Source organism: Streptomyces sp. NPDC002730, from assembly GCF_042888805.1.
In the GTDB taxonomy this organism is placed as follows: Bacteria; Actinomycetota; Actinomycetes; order Streptomycetales; family Streptomycetaceae; genus Streptomyces.
Map to the genome: position 1 here is coordinate 404,369 of NZ_JBIAQG010000004.1, position 17,985 is coordinate 422,353.

Consider the following 17,985-nt stretch of genomic DNA (forward strand, 5'->3'; position numbering starts at 1 on the left):
CCGGGTGGTCTCAGCGACCGGGGGCGGCCAGCGGGGCGGGCTCCGGGTTGTTGTCGGCGCCGCCGTCGATCAGGGCCACGACCGGTCGTTCCAGGCGTTGGTGCAGGACGGGCAGGGCACCGTCGAGGAAGAGCTGCCGCATGAGGGTGCGCTGCGTCTTGCCGCTGGTGGTCTTGCGGATCACACCGGGTCGCACCAGCACCACGCTCGCGGCGGGCAGCTGGAACTCGCGGCTCACCAACTCCCGTACCGACGCGGCGAGTCCCGGCAGGTCCGGCTCGTCGTAGGTGCGCGGACGGATCTCCTGCACCACCACCACATGGGCGCGCTCGGCCCCCTCGTCCAAGACGGTGAACACGGCGCCGCCGCCACGGCGGAACGCGGGCCCCGAGTCCTGCACGGCATGCTCGATGTCCTGCGGGTAGAGGTTGCGGCCGTGGTGGATGAGCATCTCCTTGATCCGCCCGGTGACGTACAACTCCCCGCCGAGCAGGGCGCCGAGGTCGCCGGTGCGGAAGTACCCCGAGCGACCGTCCGCGGTCGACGCCCGGAAGGACTCGGCGGTCTCCTCGGGGCGGTTCCAGTAGCCGGCGGTCACCGAGGGGCCGTGCAGCCAGATCTCGCCGACCCGGCCGTCCGGCAGTACCTCGAGGGTCATCGGGTCCACGAGGAGGACCTCGGTGCCCTTCGGGCGGCCGCAGCCGACCAGGGTTCTGGTCGCCCGGCCGGGTTGTGCGGGCTGCAGCTCGTCCTTCTCCAGACCCTGGGCATCCACGCTCAGTTCGATGTGCGGTCCGGCGGTGTCGCCGCCGGAGACCAGCAGTGTGTTCTCTGCCAGCCCATAGCAGGGGAGCATGGCCTGGGGGCGCAGTTTGTTGGGGGCGAAGCGCGCGCTGAAGGCGCGGATGGTGCCGGCGCGCACCGGCTCGGCCCCGTTGAGTGCCACGCGCAGGGTGGAGAGGTCGAGCCCGGCGGACTGTTCCTCGGTGACCCGGCGGGTGCACAGCTCGTAGCCGAAGTTGGGTGAGGCGGTGCCCTCGACCCGGTAGTCGTGAATCATGCGCAGCCAGCGGTGCGGCTGCTTGATGAACGAGATGGGTGACATCTGGACGCTCGTGCCCCCCATCCACAGGGGGTGCAGGGTCATCCCGATGAGGCCCATGTCGTGGTAGAGCGGCAGCCAGCTGCCGGTGACGACGCCCTTTCTGGTGTCCATGGCCCGCTGGATGGCCTCCTGGTTGGCAGCCAGATTGGCGTGCGTGACCATGACTCCCTTGGGCTCGCTGGTGGAGCCCGAGCTGTACTGCAGGAAGGCCACGTCCTCGTCCCGTACGTGCGGCGAGAGCCAGGCGTCGGGCTCTGTGGCGTCGTCGCCGCCGGCCGCGAGGCACACCACATCGCGTTCTTCGGATGCGGCCAGCCAGGCGGCCAGGGCCTGCCGGTGCTCGGGAAGCGTCAGTACCGCGCCCGCCGAGGCGTCCCGCAGGATGCCCCTCACCCGGGCGAGCCGCTCACCCGGCTCGTCGGGGAGCGGTGCGGGGATGGCCGTGCGCCCGGCATAGAAGCAGCCGAGGAACGCGGTGACGAAGTCCAGTGTGGGCGGGTAGAGCAGCAGTACCGGGCGTGAGTCGCCGCCCTGGGAAGCTTCGCGCAGCCGGGTGGCCACCAGGCGGGCCCGGCGGTCCAGTTCCCTGTACGTGAGCCGCTCGGGCCGCATCTTCCGGCCGTCTTCGTGCAGGTACACGAACGCGGCCCGCTCGGGGTGTTGTTCCACGCCGGCGCGTACGGCGTCCGTCAAGGTCCTGCGCATCTCTTCCCCTGTCGCTCGCCGGCGGTTGCTCCGCCGGTACGGGATACGGGTCAGGCGGCACCAAGTGCCACCCCGGTTCCTCCATCATTGGTGGGTGGTGAAAAGGAGTCGTAAAGGCGCGCTTGATGCGCACGTCGCAGGTCCGGAGTTTCCAGGACTGCGTCGCCCGGAGGCGCTAGAACAGTGGGTACGCGCTTGTGTACGTCGTGTGTTGGCACGCGGTGCCGCCAAGGCGTGATGCCGCCGAGGCGGAGACCGTGGGGGACGACAGGAGGACGCGGCTGTGGTGGAACCAGGTGCGGCGTCCTTCTCGGTCGGCCCTCTCCTCCCCGATTCAGGGCCCTGGGGTGCCGTCAGCGAGAACGTGCGGCGCGACGGGTACGCGGTGTGCCACGGACGGCTGGCCGACTGGGCGTCCGCCCCGTGCACACCGGCGCGCGAACTGCTTGGTGCGGACTGGCCGAGGTATCAGGCGACGCGTGAACCCACGTTACGGGCGCGGCTGTTCGGGTCCCGGTTGCTGCTGCGTCAGGCGGTCGCCGTTGCGGGTGGCGTCGATCCTGGGGGCGTGGTGCTGGGGCGGGGCGCACGCGGGCGCCCCGGCGTAATCGAGCCGGCGGGCTTCGACGGGGGCATCAGCCACACCGCCGGTCTCCTGGTGGTCGGTGTCTCAGGCACGTTCCGGATCGGCGTGGACGTGGAGGCGCAGGACCGGTTGCTGCTCACGCCGGGGCTGCCGGAGAAGGTCTGCCACCCGGAGGAGCTCGCCGCGCTGCGACTGCTCCCGTACGCCGAGCGCAATCGCATGCTCGTACGGCTGTGGACGCTCAAAGAGGCGTATGCGAAGGCCCTGGGCATCGGGTTGGGGCTGGACTTCTCGCGTGTGTATTTTCAGCCGCGCCGGGTCGGCCGGGTAACAACTCTCTGGCGCTCTCGGGCAGCACCGGACTGGCACTTCCAAAGCGGCGTCGTCGCACGGCACTTCGTTGTGGCATGTGCGGTCGGACCGGGGGTCGGTCTTTGATGGCCAGATACGAGTCAAGGTTGTTTCGATACGGCATTGACTCGATGGAGAGTCGGGCCTAGCGTCGAACTGCACGGCATCAGACGGAAGTTCACGCAGCACCCTCTTCTTGCGAGGAGCGGAAACCGTGACAACACAGCCCCGACTCCGTACCGCCGAGCAGGTCCCCGCCCCTGACGCCCGCCGCTGGTGGGTCCTGGGCGTGCTGCTCGTCAGCCTCCTGCTCGTGGTCCTCGACACATCAATACTGAGCGTGGCGCTGAAGACGCTGGCTCAGCCCGAACCCGTCGGCCTGGGCGCCTCGCAGAGCGAGCTGCAGTGGTCGGTCGACTCCTACACACTCGTCTTCGCCGCGCTGCTCTTCACCACCGGTGTGCTCGCCGACCGCTGGGGCCGCAAGCGCACGCTGGTGGCCGGGCTCGTCGTCTTCGGTGCCTGCTCGCTGTGGTCCGCCTACGCGGGCAGCGCCGACGAGCTGATCGTCGCCCGGGCCGGACTCGGTGTAGGCGGCGCGCTGGCGATGCCCGCGACGCTGGCGATCATCATGAACGTCTTCCCACCCGCGGAGCACGCCAAAGCCGTCGGCATCTGGGCCGGCGCGGCCGGCCTCGCCGTTGCCATCGGGCCCATCGCCGGCGGCGCACTCCTCGAACACTTCTGGTGGGGCTCGGTCTTCCTGATCAACATCCCGATCGTCGCGGTAGGAACCGTCGCCGCCCTCGTCGTCGTACCCGAGTCCAGGGACCCGGGGCGCGGCGGCTTCGACCCGGCCGGCGTAGCCCTGTCCGTCGTCGGCCTGACCCTGCTTGTGTACGGCGTCATCAAGGGCGGTGAATCGGACGACTGGGCGCAGGCCCAGGTGTGGGGGCCCATGTTCGGCGGGCTCGCCGTGCTGGCTGTCTTCGTCGCCTGGGAGCGGCGAACCCGGCGTCCCGCACTGGACATCGCCCTCTTCCGCATCCCGCGTTTCTCGGCGGCCGTAACCGTCATCGGCCTGGTGTTCTTCGCACTGCTCGGTGCGACCTTCTTCCTCGTCTTCTATCTGCAGAGTGTGCGCGGATGGACACCGCTGGAGGCCGGGTACTGCCTGCTGCCGCTGGCCGTGGCCCAGTTGGCGTTCTCCCCGCCGGCCAGTCTCGCGGCCGAGCGGATCGGGATCCGGCCGGTGTGCGTCACCGGCATGCTGCTGACCACGCTCGCGTTTCTCACCGTCGCCACCATCGACGAGCACACCGAGCTGTGGCTGCTCGAATCCGTCTTCTTCGTCCTGGGCGTCGGTATCGCGTGCGTGATGCCACCCGCCACGACCGCCGTCATGTCCGCCCTGCCGCGGGAGAGGGCGGGCACCGGATCGGCCGTCAACACCACCTTCCGCCAGGTCGGCGGCGCTCTCGGGGTCGCCGTGCTGGGCTCGGTGCTGTCCACTGTCTACCGCTCCGAGGTGGCCGACCGGCTGGCGGACCTGCCCGCCGCAGTCCGCGACAAGGCCGAGGAGTCCGTCGAAAGCACGCTGGCCGTCGCCGATTCGCTCGGCCCGCGCGGGTCCGGGCTCGCGGCCGGGGCCGTCGACTCGTTCGTGTCCGCCATGCATGTCACCGCTCTGGTCGCCGCTGGAGCCACCCTCCTCGGCGCCCTTGTCAGCCTGCTGTTCCTGCCTCCCCGTAGGAGTGCGGACAGCCCGAACATCCAGGAAGCGGTAAGAACCGACCACACCACGGAGGTCTGAATGGAGGCACAGGTTCAGCCGGAGGCCGAGGGCGACATGCCCGACGGCCTCCGGCCCGCATCCGCGTCGGGGGACCGGCGCGGGCCGAATGCCGCTCCGGTGCGCACCGCCCGGGGCGGCCGCCAGCGCGATCCCGCCGCGGACCGGGCGATCCTGAAGAGCACACTCGGCCTGCTCGGCGAAGGGTGCAGCTTCAGCGCACTGTCCATGGACCTGGTGGCGCAGCGGGCCTCGGTCGCCCGCGCCACCATCTACCGCCGCTGGCGCAACAAGGAGGAATTGGTACTCGCCGCCCTGAGCAGCCTCGACCTCCCCATCCCCCCGCTGGACGGACTCTCGGTGCGGGACCAACTGGTGAGCCTGGTCGACCAGATCCGGAACCGGGGTCAGGACACCAACCTGCACCGTCTGCTCGCCGGACTGCTCGGCGAGGCGGTGCGCCGCCCGCAGCTGGTGGAGCGGTTCGAGAACTCGGTCGTCGCCGCGCGGCGGGACGCAATGCGCCGGGCGTTGCGCGAAGGCATGGACAGCGGAGAGCTGCGTCCCGGCCTGGACGTGGACCAGGCCATCGAGCTGCTCACCGGACCGATGCTCTCCCGGCTGATCCTCCGGCAGCGGCCGGTGGAGTCCGCCGCGTTCGCCGAGTCGATCGTCGACGCCTTCCTCAACGGGACGAGGACTCACCCGGAACCCCGGTAGGCACTCCGCCGCCGACACAAAGGACCAGCGCCACCCCGTACGCACAGATCGGTCACCCCACGCGCCCGATCCAGGGCTTTGGAGCACCACATTCGACCCAGGAGCCGCAGCCATGAAATTCCTCTTCGACGACCCGGCCTTCGATTACGAGGCATTGCGCGCCGCCGGTTACGCCGACCTCGGCGGTGCACAGCTCGGCGAGGTCATCGCCGTCGCCTCGCGCATCCAGGACGGCGACACCGACGCCTGGCGGCGCGAGTGGACCGCCATGGCTGAGCGCGTACACCGGCTGGGCACGGCGGCACTCGGTGAGAAGCGGACCGTCGACGCCCGTGCCGCACTGCTGCGCGCGCACAACTACTACCGGACGGCCGAGTTCTTCCTGCGCGACGACCCCGCCCACGACCCCGAGGCCGGCCGGCTGATGCGCCTCTCCAAGGACACGTTCGCTCAGGCCGCCGAACTGATGGAACGCCCACCGCAGTTCGTCCGCATCCCGTACGAGAACGGATCGCTGCCGGGCCACTTCTACCGGGCCGACGACTCCGCCGGGCCACGGCCCACCATCATTCACCACGGCGGGATCGACTCCACACTCGAGGAGGGCTACTTCTTCGTCGCGGCGGCCGCCGTGGCACGCGGCTACCACTGTCTCTGCTTCGAAGGGCCGGGACAGGGGTCGGTGCTGCGCGAACAAGGCCTCACTTTCAGGCCCGACTGGGAGAACGTGGTCGCCCCGGCAGTGGACTTCGCGCTGGCTCAGCCGGGAGTGGATGCCGAGCGTCTGGCGCTGATCGGCACCAGCCTCGGTGGACTGCTGGCCGTACGCGCCGCGGCGTTCGAGCACCGGCTGGCAGGCTGCGTGGCCCACGACGCGGTCTGGCAGCTCGGCGATGTCGTGGCGCTGCCCCCGTTCGTACTGGAGTGGGTCGAGCAGGGCTGCGACGACTTCGCCAATCCCGTGATGTACGGGATCGCCATCCAGCAGACGTTCACCCGCTGGCTGCTGCGCCAGGCACTGTGGACGTTCGGCGCGGAAACACCCGCCGAACTGCTGCGACGTATGCCCGCTTTCAACCTCTCGGAGGTCGTGGGACAGGTGCGCTGTCCCGTGCTGGTGCTCGACGCCGAGGAGGACATGTTCTTCTCCGGTCTTGAACACGCGAAGAAGGTGCATACGGGGCTGAACAGCGCCAAGACACTGCATGTCTTCACCGCGGACGAGGGCGGGGGCGCCCACTGCCACTCCGGAGCCATGAGTCTCTACCACGACCGGCTGTTCTCCTGGCTGGCCGAGACGCTGGCACCCGACCGGGTGCCGGCCACCTGATCCGACACACATGCAAGGACGAGAGGCGGCCGGCGCAGGGGATTCCCCGAGCCGGCCGCCTCTGCCGCTCCATCAGTGCCGCTTCAACAATTGAATTCCAGCTGTTCAATGGCTGGAAATAGACATTCGGGCCTCATCTCGGCTGTTATCTTCCTTTTAATGACCACGTAACGACGGCCGCGCTAGGGTGTTTATCGGCAAGCGTGTACTCCATGCGACATCAGGGAGTAGACGGGGGATTCCGAACTATCGAATGCGTGACACGCATTCAGGGGGTTTACGTGTCCCTGCACTCTGCGCAAAACGGCCAGCCGCTGCGCTATGAGGTGCTCGGTCGGCTGAGGGTGACCCGTGGCGGTGTCGACCTGACGCCGGCGCCACCGAAGATCGCCAAACTGCTGGCCCTCCTGACCGTTCGGGCGGGGGAGACCGTACCGGGGGACAAGCTGGTCGCGGAGTTGTGGGAGCAGGAGCCGCCGCGCTCTGCGACCGCAAGCCTGCGCGTCTATGTGTCGCAATTACGGAAACTCCTCAGCGAACCCGGAAGGATCTCGCCGATTATTACGGTGTCGCCCGGTTACATTCTCAATGTCAGTACGGCGCAGCTCGACGTCCGGCTGTTCGACGAACTCTACGAAATCGGCAGATCCCATTACTTTGCGGCTGACCATCTGGCCGCATCGGAGCATCTCGGACAGGCCCTCGCCGTGTGGCGGGGGCCTGTCCTGGACGGTATTGCAGGATCTCTGGAGATCAACTCGTTTGCCGCCGTCGAGGAGGAGAAACGGCTCAATTGCATCGAGTTGAATATCGAATCCGCCCTGGCTCTCGGCCGCCACTACGCCGTGATCGAGGAACTCAAGGGCCTGGTGGTCCAGCATCCGCTGCGGGAGCCCTTCTACCGGCAGCTGATGGTGGCTCTCTACCGGGTGGGCCGGCAGGGCGATGCGCTGGGCGTGTACCGCAGGGTCCGGCAGATCATCAGGGAAGAACTGGGGATCGAGCCGGGCCCGCCCCTGCGCCTCGCACAGGAGGCCATCCTCCGGGCCGACCCCGCTGCGGGTATGACGCCTTCCCTTCGCTGACGGTGCGGTGTTGTGCATTGCGATCCCCGGCGAGCGGATCGTGACCTGCTCACCGGGTTAACGCGGCGAAGGCACTGGTGGCGATCCATCACGCCCCTCATGGATCCGAGACTGCTGACGAGACGTGTTGACGTGGGACGAGTGGCGGATACCTCAGGGCCTGCGCAGGTCGAGGACGTGAGCGGAGCAGCCCGGGCCAGAGCGGACGCGGAGTGGGGTGGGGTGGGACGCCGGCGGCGCTGGGCAACTCCGGCGCGACGTGGCACGATCGTGCAGGTGACCAGCAGACCCGCCGCGGCGCACCGCCTGAGCGACCTCGCGCGGCTGCGCCGCGTCCGCGACCGGATCGACCGCGAGTACGCGCAGCCGCTGAACGTCGAGGCCCTCGCCCGCGGCGTGAACATGTCCGCCGGGCACCTCAGCCGCCAGTTCCGGCTCGCCTACGGCGAGTCGCCGTACGCCTATCTGATGACGCGTCGCATCGAGCGCGCGACGGCGCTGCTGCGTCGTGGCGACCTCAGCGTCACCGAGGTCTGTTTCGCGGTCGGCTGCTCATCGCTGGGGACCTTCAGCACCCGCTTCACCGAGCTGGTCGGCATGCCGCCCAGCGTCTATCAGCGCCGGGCGCCAGGCGCGACGGCGGGGATGCCGTCGTGCGTGGCGAAACAGGTGACCAGACCGATCAGGAATCGAGAAGCGCCGGTCACGGGGTCGCAGCTAGCGTGACTGCCATGGACATCACCATTCACACGAGCTTCCTCCCGCATGACGACCCGGACGCGTCCCTGGCGTTCTATCGCGACACCCTCGGTTTCGAGGTCCGCAGCGACGTCGGACAGGGCAAGATGCGCTGGATCACGGTCGGCCCCGTCGGCCAGCCCGGCACGTCCATCCTCCTGGCGCCGCCGGCCGCCGACCCTGGGGTCACCGAGGACGAGCGCCGCACCATCGCCGAGATGATGGCCAAGGGCACCTACGGCTGGATCCTGCTGGCCACCCGGGACCTCGACGGCACTTTCGAGAAGGTGCAGGCCGGCGACGCCGAGGTCGTCCAGGAGCCGACCGAGCAGCCGTACGGCGTTCGCGACTGCGCCTTCCGCGATCCCGCGGGCAATCTGATCCGCATCCAGGAGCTGCGCTGAGCCGTCCGGCTGTCGCAGCCAGGACCTGCACAGACGGCCCCGTGAAGGAGCCCGCGCACGACGTCGGTGGCGGCCGCCTGGTGGGCACCGTCACCGACCCCGATGGCAACGTCCTCGGGCTGCTTCAGGACCGATGAGTGCCGACCTCCCGCTCCCGCGCTCAGCGTCGTCGCGACACCGAGCATCGGCTCGGGGCTGGGCCACACCCGCGACGTGTGCATGATCGAGGGCGAGGGCGAAGTCGAGGTCCTCGAGATCGACGCGCTGCCGCAGCAGCGGGTGACCGGTTCGCCGCGCGCACCGGCTTCGACCCGCGTGCGCCGGCCACCCCGTACCGCTGGTTCCGCATCTCCCCGCGGCCGCATCCAGGCCTGGCGCGCCGCGTGGCCGGGGCCCACAGGCTCCACGGGCCGAAGCGAAGGAGGACCGGACGGTACCGCTCGAAGCTGGTTAGATCGAGCCAGGCGACGCCGACGGAGACCGCGAAGACGGCCCCGCCCAACAGATGGAGACACGATGAGCATGGCCACGAGGACGGACACGCAGTCGCCTGCGCTGCACGCTGCCGACAGCCACGACCTGATCCGCGTGCACGGCGCGCGCGTGAACAACCTCAAGGACGTCAGCATCGAGATCCCGAAGCGCCGGCTGACGGTGTTCACCGGTGTCTCCGGCTCGGGCAAGAGCTCTCTGGTGTTCGGCACCATCGCCGCGGAGTCACAGCGGCTGATCAACGAGACCTACAGCGCTTTCGTGCAGGGCTTCATGCCCACCCTGGCGCGGCCCGAGGTCGACGTACTCGATGGGCTGACGACCGCGATCATCGTCGACCAGCAGCGGATGGGTGCCGACCCCCGCTCCACGGTCGGCACCGCCACCGACGCCAACGCGATGCTGCGCATCCTGTTCAGCCGACTCGGGCAGCCGCACATCGGCTCGCCCCAGGCCTTCTCCTTCAACGTCGCCTCGATCAGTGGAGCGGGTGCGGTCACCCTGGAGCGCGCCGGACGGACCGTGAAGGAGCGTCGCGACTTCAGCATCACCGGCGGCATGTGTCCGCGCTGCGAAGGCCGGGGCACGGTCTCCGACATCGACCTCACCCAGCTCTTCGACGACTCCAAGTCGATCGCCGAGGGCGCGTTCACCATCCCCGGCTGGAAGTCGGACAGCTTTTGGACCGTGCGGACCTACGCCGAGTCGGGCTTCCTCGACCCCGACAAGCCGATCCGCAAGTTCACCAAGAAAGAGATGCAGGACTTCCTCTACCGGGAGCCGACCAAGGTGAAGGTCGAGGGCGTCAACCTCACCTACGAGGGGCTGATCCCCAAGATCCAGAAGTCGTTCCTCTCCAAGGACCGGGAGGCGATGCAGCCGCACATCCGGGCGTTCGTGGACCGGGCGGTCACCTTCACCGCCTGCCCCGAGTGCGGCGGCACCCGGCTCAGCGAGGCCGCCCGGTCATCGAAGATCAAGAAGATCAGCATCGCCGACGCCTGCGCGATGCAGATCAGCGACCTGGCCGAATGGGTCCGCGGCCTCGACGAGCCCTCGGTGGCGCCGCTGCTCACCGCGCTGCAGCAGACCCTCGACTCATTCGTGGAGATCGGCCTCGGCTACCTCTCCCTCGACCGGCCCTCGGGCACGCTGTCGGGCGGCGAGGCACAGCGCGTCAAGATGATCCGCCACCTCGGCTCCTCGCTCACCGACGTCACCTACGTCTTCGACGAGCCCACCATCGGCCTGCACCCCCACGACATCCAGCGGATGAACGACCTGCTGTTGCGGCTGCGCGACAAGGGCAACACGGTACTCGTCGTGGAGCACAAGCCGGAGACGATCGCGATCGCCGACCACATCGTCGACCTCGGCCCCGGCGCCGGCAGCGCGGGCGGCACCGTCTGCTTCGAGGGCACCGTCGAGGGACTGCGGGCCGGCGGCACCATCACCGGCCGTCACTTCGACGACCGGGCCACCCTCAAGGAGACGGTGCGCAAGCCCACCGGGGCGCTGGAGATCCGCGGCGCGTCGGCGCACAACCTGCGCGACGTCGACGTCGACATCCCGCTCGGGGTGCTCGCCGTCGTCACCGGCGTCGCCGGCTCCGGCAAGAGCTCGCTCGTGCACGGGTCGATCCCCGCCGGCGAGGGCGTGGTGTCCATCGACCAGGGCGCGATCCGCGGCTCCAGGCGGAGCAACCCGGCGACGTACACCGGACTGCTCGACCCGATCCGCAAGGCGTTCGCGAAGGCCAACGGCGTGAAACCGGCGCTGTTCAGCGCCAACTCCGAGGGTGCCTGCCCCAGCTGCAACGGCGCCGGCGTCATCTACACCGACCTGGCGATGATGGCCGGCGTCGCCACCATCTGCGAGGAGTGCGAGGGGAAGCGGTTCCAGGCATCCGTCCTGGACCACCACCTCGGCGGCCGCGACATCAGCGAGGTGCTCGCGATGTCGGTGACCGAGGCCGAGGAGTTCTTCGGCGCCGGCGAGGCGCACACGCCGGCCGCACACAAGATCCTCGACCGGCTCGCCGACGTCGGGCTCGGCTACCTCAGCCTCGGCCAGCCGCTCACCACGCTGTCCGGCGGCGAGCGGCAGCGGCTCAAGCTGGCCACCCATATGTCCGAGAAGGGCGGCGTCTACGTCCTCGACGAGCCGACCGCCGGCCTGCACCTCGCCGACGTCGAGCAACTGCTCGGCCTGCTCGACCGGCTCGTCGACTCCGGCAAGTCGGTCATCGTCGTCGAACACCACCAGGCGGTCATGGCGCACGCCGACTGGATCATCGACCTCGGCCCCGGCGCCGGCCACGACGGCGGCCGGATCGTCTTCGAGGGCACACCCGCCGACCTCGTCGCCGCCCGCTCCACCCTCACCGGCGAGCACCTCGCGGCCTACGTCGGCAACTGACCGAGGCCCTCGCGGACACCGTGAGACGATCAGGCCCAACACGCCTGCTGCCTCTGGGCTTCGGCCTTACTGATGACGCTGGTGTGACATCAGCGGCGGGGCAGGGGGACGACGCCCTTGGCGTCGTCCCCCTGCTCTTGGTCCGGGACCGGAGCGGGGAATGTACGGCTGAACATGCTCAGCTCGCGGCGAGCCGCTGGAGCTCGTCGTCCTTGGCTGTCAGGGCTGACAGGGCCGGCTGGTGACGTTCCTTGAGGTGGCCCCAGGTCCGATAGAGGGCCGCGCGGGAGATTCCGGCCTCGCGGGCCGGCGCTCGCCCTCCGGGATCCACAGCTGGATGACGCCGGTGGCTACGACCACTGCGACGCCTCGTCCGGCGGCGCGTACGGTCGGGCTCCTCGCTTGGGCGGGTCCGACCGAGTAGAAGAGAGAAGGGTGCTCACGTCCGGTGCCCCAGCCGCCGGCCGCCGTGGGGCGGTGGCTTGCTCACCTCAGGGAGTCGCCCGTGAAAGCCCTCGTCGCCACCGACTACATGCCGCTGGACCAGATCACGATCACCGAGCTCCCCACACCCACCCTGGAACCCGGCCAGGTGCTGATCAAGGTCGAGGCCGCGGCACTCAACCCGCTCGACCTGAAGCTGATCACCGGCGAGGCGAAGGACCTCTTCCCGGTCGAGCACCCGCTGGTGATCGGAATGGACGCGGCGGGCACCGTTGCCGAAGTGGGGGAGGGCGTTTCCGGATACGCGCCGGGTGATCCGGTGCTCGCCTTCACCGGGCAAGCGGGCGCCGTGTCCGAGTACACGGTGGCGTCGCCCGGTCCCTTGCTCGCCCGCCGGCCTGCGGGCCTGGACAGCCCGCACGGCGCCGCCATCCCCGAATCGGGGCTCACCGCGGTCTGCCTGGTGCGCGCCGTCCGGCTCACGGAGGGCGAGAGCGTGCTGGTGGTCGGGGCGACCGGCGGCATCGGAATGTACGCCGTGCAGCTGGCCCACGCGCTCGGGGCCCGTGTGATCGCCACGGCCATCGCGGACGACGAGGAGTATGTGCGCGGCCTCGGCGCCACCGACACCGTCGACTACAAGAACGCTGATGTGGTGGAGGAGACCCTGCGCCTGGTCCCCGGCGGCGTCGACGTCGTCGTCGACCTGGTCAACTCGGGTGAAGGACTCACGAACACCGCGCGTGCGGTCCGCCCGGGCGGCCGGCTGGTGTCGCCGCTCTTCGGGCCCGACGACCTGGGCCGCGACGTTTCGCCGGTCTACATCGGCTCCTTCCAGGCGGAGCCGGGCGATCTCGACGATCTGGCGGCCCGGGTGGCTGACGGGCGGCTGAAGGTGGAAATCGGTGCACGCTACGGGTTCGCGAACGCTGTACAGGCCGCCGCCGACTTCGCCGGGAAGCACATCCGGGGCAAGGTTGTCATCACCACCTCATGAATGACGGTCTCTGAGCGGAACCGGCGTCGGGGAAGCTCACTGCAGCCGACCCTACGAAAGGCGTGGCTCTCATGAAGCGCAGGATCCTCGGTGGTACGGGTATCTCGGTGAGCGAATACGCGCTGGGCACCATGATGTTCGGCGCCTGGGGCAATGGCGACCAGAACGAGTCCGTCCGTATGATCCACCGGGCGCTGGACGCAGACATCAACTTTGTGGACACCGCAGACGTCTACAGCCTGGGCGAATCGGAGGAGATCGTCGGCAAGGCGCTCAAGGGCCGCCGGGACGATGTCGTACTCGCCACCAAAGGCAGCAGTTCGATGGGCGACGATCCCAACCACAGCGGAAACTCGCGGCGCTGGCTCACCTGCGCCGTGGAGAACAGCCTCCGCCGCCTGGGCACCGACTACATCGATCTGTACCAGGTGCACCGACCCGACGCGGACACCGACATCGACGAGACCCTTTCCGCCCTGTCCGATCTCGTACGCGCGGGAAAGGTACGCGCGATCGGCCACTCCACATTCCCCGCGGAACAGATCGTCGAGGCCCAGTGGACGGCCGAGCGGCGCGGCCACATCCGTTTCCGCACCGAGCAGCCGCCGTACTCGATCCTGGCCCGGGGCGTCGAGGCCGCAGTGCTGCCCACCGCCCAGCGCTATGGCATGGGTGTGCTGACCTGGGGCCCGCTCAGCGCGGGCTGGCTCTCCGGCAAGTACGCCAGGCCGACGGACATCAACCTCACGGCGGGCAGCGGCCGGGCGGCCCTTGAGCGGCACAAGTTCGACCCGTCGGTGCCGGGCAACGCCCGCAAGCTGGAGGCCCTCGGCGAGCTGACGACGCTGGCCGACGACGCGGGCCTGAAGCTCGCGCACCTGGCGATCGCCTTCGTACGCGCCCACCCGGCCGTCACCTCGGTGATCATCGGCCCGCGGACGAGCGAGCACCTGGAGGATCTACTGGCGGGTGTGGACGTCGGGTTGAGCGCGGACATCCTGGACCGGATCGACGACATCGTGCCTCCGGGCACGGACCTGAACCGGGACGATTTCTACTACACGTCGCCGGCGCTGTCCGACGCGTCCCTGCGGCGCCGCTGACGCCGGGGACGGCCCGGGCTGCCGGGGCACGTCGGAAATCTCCTGGAGGGGATCGGGGGCGGCTCCGCTGCCGTGACTCGGGGCATCGCCCTGTCCGAGGCAGTGTTGACACCCGAGTCAGGCAAGGGCGGTACCCCGCACCAGGAGCAGCGCCACATCTGCCGCCGCCACGGCGACCGTCCCGGCGAACCCCGCCTTGCGCCAGTACCGGCCAAGTGCGAGCCCGGCGACCGCTGTCGGCGGCGCCGCCAACAGTGCCGCCGCTCCCCACACACCCGGGGGTCCCGCGGGTCCCAGCACCAGTACCGCCGTTGCCGCCACCAGGGGGACCGGCAACAGCAGCCGGGTGCCGCTGACGCCCAGCCGCTGCGGCAGCCCGCGCATCCCGGTCCCCAGATCATCGCCGATGTCCGGGAGCACGTCGCCCAGATGGGCCGCGATGCCGAGCAGCGCTCCGGCCGTCACGGCCCACCACTGGGGCCAGGGGTGGCCGGGTTTACTCAGGGTGACGACAGCCGGCAGGGTACCGAATCCGATCACGTACGGCAGCCAGGACAGCACCGTCGCCTTGAGCTTGAGGTTGTACATCCATGCCGCCGCCACCGCGGTCAGGTGCACCGTACCGGCGAAGAGACCACAGGCCAGCGACAGAGGCACACACAGCAGGAGGGCGGCGAACGCCGCCGCCCACACCGCGCTCCGGCCCACCGCGCCATCGGCCACCGGTTTGCCGCGGCGGCCGACCGCGGCGTCGCGCCGGGCGTCGAAGGCGTCGTTGCACCAGCCCACCGAGAGCTGGCCGGCCAGCACCGCCGCGCCGATCAGCGCGCAACGCGCCCCGCTCAGGTCGGCGCTGACGGCCAGCGCGGTAGCCAGGACAGTCACAGCGACCACAGGCCCCGGATGGCAGGACAGGGCCAGCCCCACCATACGGCGGAGCGGCCACGCGGTCGTGCCGCATACCTGTGACTGATCCGTAGTGCCCATCGGGCGATGGTAGGCACTCCGGGACGGACGGGTGTGACAGCCGCACGGGCTACTTGAGGTGTCCTCCGCCTTTCTGCGGGCAAGGAATGGGGCCATGATGCCTCCGAAGCGGGAAGCGGGATGACCCGGATCGCGGCTGTTCACGGCTCCCTGGCACCGCACCGCCACACCCAGGGCGAGATCACCGACATGGTGGCCCGCACCTGCCTGCCACCGGGCGCCGATCGCCGTGCCCTCGATCGCCTTCACGAGAACACGCAGGTGCGCACGCGGCACATGGTGCTGCCGTTGGAGCGCTATTGCGAGCTGGATGGCCTCGGCGCGGCCAACGACGTCTTCATCGGTGCGGCTGCCGATCTGGGGGCCGAGGCCGTCCGCGGTGCGCTGCGGACGGCGGGGCTGCGGCCCGCTGATGTGGACCTGCTGATGTTCACCTCCGTCACCGGAGTGGCCGCACCATCCATCGATGCCCGGCTCGTCGGGCGTCTCGGCCTGCGACCCGATGTGAAACGGCTGCCCATCTTCGGCCTGGGCTGCGTCGCCGGGGCCGCCGGTGTGGCTCGGCTGCACGACTACCTGCTCGGCTGGCCCGACCATGTGGCTGTGCTGCTCTCGGTCGAACTCTGCTCCCTCACCTTCCAGCGCAATGACGCGAGGCCCGCCAACCTGGTGGCGACCGGGCTGTTCGGCGACGGGGCGGCCGCTGTGGTCGCCGTCGGCGACCGCCGGTCGTCGACGGCCGGCCCGGAGGTAGTGGCCACCCGCAGCCGTATGTACCCGGACACCGAACGGGTGATGGGCTGGGACATCCGAAGCTCTGGCTTCAGGGTGGTGCTGGACGTGGCCGTCCCGGACGTCGTCCGCCGGTATCTCGCCGACGACGTCCACGGATTCCTGGAGGAGCACGGGCTCAAGCCGAAGGATGTGGCCCACTGGGTGTGCCACCCCGGCGGCCCCAAGGTCCTGGAAGCCGTTTCCGAGGTTCTCTCCTTGCCCGAGGGCGCCCTCGACGTCACCTGGCGCTCGCTGGCCGAGGTGGGGAACCTGTCGTCGTCCTCGGTCCTGTACGTCCTTAGGGACACGCTGGAGCGGAGGCGGCCCGAACCGGGAACGCCCGGTCTGCTGATGGCCATGGGCCCCGGATTCTGTTGCGAACTGGTACTGCTGCGCTGGTAGGTCGGAGGACGCATGATCTGGTACACCGCTCTGGTGCTGGCTGTCGCGGTCGAGCGCTGCGCCGAACTCGCCGTGGCGCTGCGCAACACCCGTTGGAGCCGGGCCCGCGGCGGCATCGAGGCCGGCAGCGGGCACTACCCGGCCATGGTCGCCCTGCACACCGCCCTGCTCGGGGGCTGCCTCGCCGAAGTCTGGCTGGCCGGCCGCCCGTTCCTCCCGCTGTTCGGCTGGACCATGGTGGTCGTGGTCGTCGCCGCTCAGACGTTGCGCTGGTGGTGCATCCGTACGCTCGGACATCAGTGGAACACCCGAGTCATCGTCGTCCCGGGTCTGCCCCTGGTGACCGACGGACCCTACCGATGGCTGCGCCACCCCAACTACGTCGCGGTCGCCGCCGAGGGGCTGGCGCTGCCGCTGGTCCACAGTGCGTGGGTGACTGCCGTCGGCTTCACCGTGCTCAACGCGGTGCTCATGGCTGTCCGCATCCGGTGCGAGGACGGGGCGCTGGCCTCCGCGGCGGCAGCGGACGTACGGTCGTGATCGACCTCCTGGTGGCGGGCGGAGGCCCGGCCGGCCTGGCGGCAGCGATCCACGCCGCTCGGGTGGGTATGGAAGCCGTCGTGGTCGAGCCCCGCGCCGCTCCCGTCGACAAGGCCTGCGGCGAGGGAATCATGCCCAGCGGTGTGGCGGCGCTGCGTTCGCTGGGTGTCGAGGTGTCCGGCCACGACCTGCGCGGGATCCGCTACCTCGCGGGCGCCCGTCGCGCGGAGGCAACGTTCCAAGGCAGCCCCGGGCTCGGCGTACGGCGGACCGAACTGCACGCCGCCCTGTATCAGCGGGCCGTGGAACTCGGGGTGCGGATCGTTCCGGGCAAGGTGGGGGAGATCCGCCAGGCCCACGACCGTGTCAGCGCGGCGGGGCTGACGGCGCGGTGGCTGATCGCCGCCGACGGCCTGCATTCTCCGCTACGCCGGGAGCTCGGCCTGGACCGTCCCGGGGGCGCATCGCGGCGATACGGCATGCGCCGCCACTACCGCATCGCCCCGTGGACCGACTTCGTGGAGGTCCACTGGTCCCGCCACGGCGAGGCGTACGTGACGCCGGTCGGGGACAACCTGGTGGGCGTCGCCGTGCTCAGCCGCGACCGTTGTTCCTACGACGAGCACCTGACGGCGTTTCCCGCTCTCGCCGCTGTGCTCGGGGGCCGCGGGGCGAATTCGGTGCGCGGCGCCGGGCCGTTGCGGCAGCGGGCGCGGAGTCAGCGGGCCGGACGTGCCCTGTTGGTCGGTGACGCGGCGGGCTATGTCGACGCCCTGACGGGCGAGGGCATCGCACTGGCCATGGCGACGGCCGCGGCGGCGGTCAGGTGCCTGGCCGCCGTCCGGCCTCAGGCCTATCCCGCGCAGTGGGCAAGGCTGACGAGACGTCACCGGCTGCTGACCGAGGGCCTGCTGAGAGTAGCTCGGTACCCCGCCACAGCACGTCTGATCGTCCCTGCCGCTCACCGCGCGCCGGCGGCCTTCAGAGCGGCGGTACACGCATTGCAGTAGGT

Annotated in this window: 16 protein-coding genes and 1 pseudogene; 14 read left to right on the forward strand and 3 right to left on the reverse strand. The window is 69.9% G+C overall.

The genetic code is table 11. The annotated features are described in order from the left end of the window. Positions 1 to 10: 10 nt before the first annotated feature. The gene (locus ACFYXH_RS12920) at positions 11 to 1,810 is read right to left on the reverse strand and encodes a fatty acyl-AMP ligase (RefSeq protein WP_389562118.1); all 1,800 of its coding nucleotides are present in this window, start codon (positions 1,808 to 1,810) and stop codon (positions 11 to 13) included. Positions 1,811 to 2,093: 283 nt separating this feature from the next. Here ACFYXH_RS12920 and ACFYXH_RS12925 point away from each other — a divergent pair, with 283 nt between their 5' ends. The 9 genes and pseudogenes from ACFYXH_RS12925 (at position 2,094) to ACFYXH_RS12965 (ending at position 11,726) form a co-directional block, all read left to right on the forward strand. Further along, complete coding sequence (locus ACFYXH_RS12925) at positions 2,094 to 2,834, forward strand: 4'-phosphopantetheinyl transferase family protein (protein ID WP_389562119.1); 741 nt, start codon at positions 2,094 to 2,096, stop codon at positions 2,832 to 2,834. Positions 2,835 to 2,961: 127 nt separating this feature from the next. After that, positions 2,962 to 4,560: a DHA2 family efflux MFS transporter permease subunit gene (locus tag ACFYXH_RS12930; RefSeq protein WP_389562120.1), complete on the forward strand. Its 1,599-nt coding sequence runs from the start codon at positions 2,962 to 2,964 to the stop codon at positions 4,558 to 4,560. Continuing rightward, positions 4,561 to 5,259, forward strand: coding sequence for a TetR/AcrR family transcriptional regulator (locus ACFYXH_RS12935; RefSeq protein ID WP_389562121.1), 699 nt, complete (start codon positions 4,561 to 4,563; stop codon positions 5,257 to 5,259). 112 nt (positions 5,260 to 5,371) lie between these two features. Further along, positions 5,372 to 6,589, forward strand: coding sequence for an alpha/beta hydrolase family protein (locus ACFYXH_RS12940; RefSeq protein WP_389562122.1), 1,218 nt, complete (start codon positions 5,372 to 5,374; stop codon positions 6,587 to 6,589). Between the two features lie 257 nt (positions 6,590 to 6,846). After that, a complete protein-coding gene (locus ACFYXH_RS12945) occupies positions 6,847 to 7,674 on the forward strand; it encodes a BTAD domain-containing putative transcriptional regulator (RefSeq protein ID WP_389562123.1) in 828 nt (275 codons plus the stop codon). A 276-nt stretch (positions 7,675 to 7,950) separates the two neighbouring features. Then, positions 7,951 to 8,400 carry a helix-turn-helix transcriptional regulator gene (locus ACFYXH_RS12950; RefSeq protein WP_389562124.1) on the forward strand — a complete coding sequence of 150 codons (450 nt, stop codon included), beginning with the start codon at positions 7,951 to 7,953 and terminating at the stop codon, positions 8,398 to 8,400. Positions 8,401 to 8,405: 5 nt separating this feature from the next. Beyond that, positions 8,406 to 8,816 carry a VOC family protein gene (locus tag ACFYXH_RS12955; RefSeq protein WP_385301125.1) on the forward strand — a complete coding sequence of 137 codons (411 nt, stop codon included), beginning with the start codon at positions 8,406 to 8,408 and terminating at the stop codon, positions 8,814 to 8,816. A gap of 41 nt (positions 8,817 to 8,857) precedes the next feature. After that, positions 8,858 to 8,953: pseudogene (locus ACFYXH_RS12960) on the forward strand (VOC family protein); the annotation flags it as partial. Between the two features lie 379 nt (positions 8,954 to 9,332). Then, positions 9,333 to 11,726, forward strand: coding sequence for an ATP-binding cassette domain-containing protein (locus ACFYXH_RS12965; protein ID WP_389562125.1), 2,394 nt, complete (start codon positions 9,333 to 9,335; stop codon positions 11,724 to 11,726). A gap of 178 nt (positions 11,727 to 11,904) precedes the next feature. Here the strand turns inward: ACFYXH_RS12965 and ACFYXH_RS12970 are convergent, their stop codons facing one another. Further along, entirely contained in the window at positions 11,905 to 12,057 is a 153-nt protein-coding gene (locus ACFYXH_RS12970; protein ID WP_389562126.1) for a hypothetical protein, read from the reverse strand. A 174-nt stretch (positions 12,058 to 12,231) separates the two neighbouring features. Here ACFYXH_RS12970 and ACFYXH_RS12975 point away from each other — a divergent pair, with 174 nt between their 5' ends. Together ACFYXH_RS12975 and ACFYXH_RS12980 are read left to right on the forward strand one after the other, a co-directional pair. Then, the gene (locus ACFYXH_RS12975) at positions 12,232 to 13,167 is read left to right on the forward strand and encodes an NADP-dependent oxidoreductase (protein WP_389562127.1); all 936 of its coding nucleotides are present in this window, start codon (positions 12,232 to 12,234) and stop codon (positions 13,165 to 13,167) included. A 71-nt stretch (positions 13,168 to 13,238) separates the two neighbouring features. After that, on the forward strand, positions 13,239 to 14,270 hold the full coding sequence (locus tag ACFYXH_RS12980; RefSeq protein WP_389562128.1) for an aldo/keto reductase: 1,032 nt from the start codon (positions 13,239 to 13,241) through the stop codon (positions 14,268 to 14,270). A 117-nt stretch (positions 14,271 to 14,387) separates the two neighbouring features. Here ACFYXH_RS12980 and ACFYXH_RS12985 read toward each other — a convergent pair whose 3' ends face one another. Continuing rightward, the gene (locus ACFYXH_RS12985; protein WP_389562129.1) at positions 14,388 to 15,257 is read right to left on the reverse strand and encodes a UbiA family prenyltransferase; all 870 of its coding nucleotides are present in this window, start codon (positions 15,255 to 15,257) and stop codon (positions 14,388 to 14,390) included. A 120-nt stretch (positions 15,258 to 15,377) separates the two neighbouring features. Between ACFYXH_RS12985 and ACFYXH_RS12990 the strand changes: the two genes are divergently transcribed. From ACFYXH_RS12990 to ACFYXH_RS13000, 3 genes are read left to right on the forward strand one after another with little or no spacing between them, the layout of a single operon-like run. After that, positions 15,378 to 16,433: a type III polyketide synthase gene (locus tag ACFYXH_RS12990; RefSeq protein ID WP_389562130.1), complete on the forward strand. Its 1,056-nt coding sequence runs from the start codon at positions 15,378 to 15,380 to the stop codon at positions 16,431 to 16,433. 12 nt (positions 16,434 to 16,445) lie between these two features. Further along, positions 16,446 to 16,973 carry an isoprenylcysteine carboxyl methyltransferase family protein gene (locus ACFYXH_RS12995; RefSeq protein ID WP_389562131.1) on the forward strand — a complete coding sequence of 176 codons (528 nt, stop codon included), beginning with the start codon at positions 16,446 to 16,448 and terminating at the stop codon, positions 16,971 to 16,973. Beyond that, the gene (locus tag ACFYXH_RS13000; protein ID WP_389562132.1) at positions 16,970 to 17,983 is read left to right on the forward strand and encodes an NAD(P)/FAD-dependent oxidoreductase; all 1,014 of its coding nucleotides are present in this window, start codon (positions 16,970 to 16,972) and stop codon (positions 17,981 to 17,983) included. The genes ACFYXH_RS12995 and ACFYXH_RS13000 overlap by 4 nt, the downstream gene beginning before the upstream one ends. Positions 17,984 to 17,985: the final 2 nt, after the last annotated feature.

Coding starts and splice junctions, on each gene's coding strand:
- ACFYXH_RS12920 (WP_389562118.1), bottom strand. CDS start 1,810: ATGCGCAGGACCTTGACGGACGCCGTACGCGCCGGCGTGGAACAACAC.
- ACFYXH_RS12935 (WP_389562121.1), top strand. CDS start 4,561: ATGGAGGCACAGGTTCAGCCGGAGGCCGAGGGCGACATGCCCGACGGC.
- ACFYXH_RS12940 (WP_389562122.1), top strand. CDS start 5,372: ATGAAATTCCTCTTCGACGACCCGGCCTTCGATTACGAGGCATTGCGC.
- ACFYXH_RS12955 (WP_385301125.1), top strand. CDS start 8,406: ATGGACATCACCATTCACACGAGCTTCCTCCCGCATGACGACCCGGAC.
- ACFYXH_RS12965 (WP_389562125.1), top strand. CDS start 9,333: ATGAGCATGGCCACGAGGACGGACACGCAGTCGCCTGCGCTGCACGCT.
- ACFYXH_RS12980 (WP_389562128.1), top strand. CDS start 13,239: ATGAAGCGCAGGATCCTCGGTGGTACGGGTATCTCGGTGAGCGAATAC.
- ACFYXH_RS12985 (WP_389562129.1), bottom strand. CDS start 15,257: ATGGGCACTACGGATCAGTCACAGGTATGCGGCACGACCGCGTGGCCG.
- ACFYXH_RS12990 (WP_389562130.1), top strand. CDS start 15,378: ATGACCCGGATCGCGGCTGTTCACGGCTCCCTGGCACCGCACCGCCAC.
- ACFYXH_RS12995 (WP_389562131.1), top strand. CDS start 16,446: ATGATCTGGTACACCGCTCTGGTGCTGGCTGTCGCGGTCGAGCGCTGC.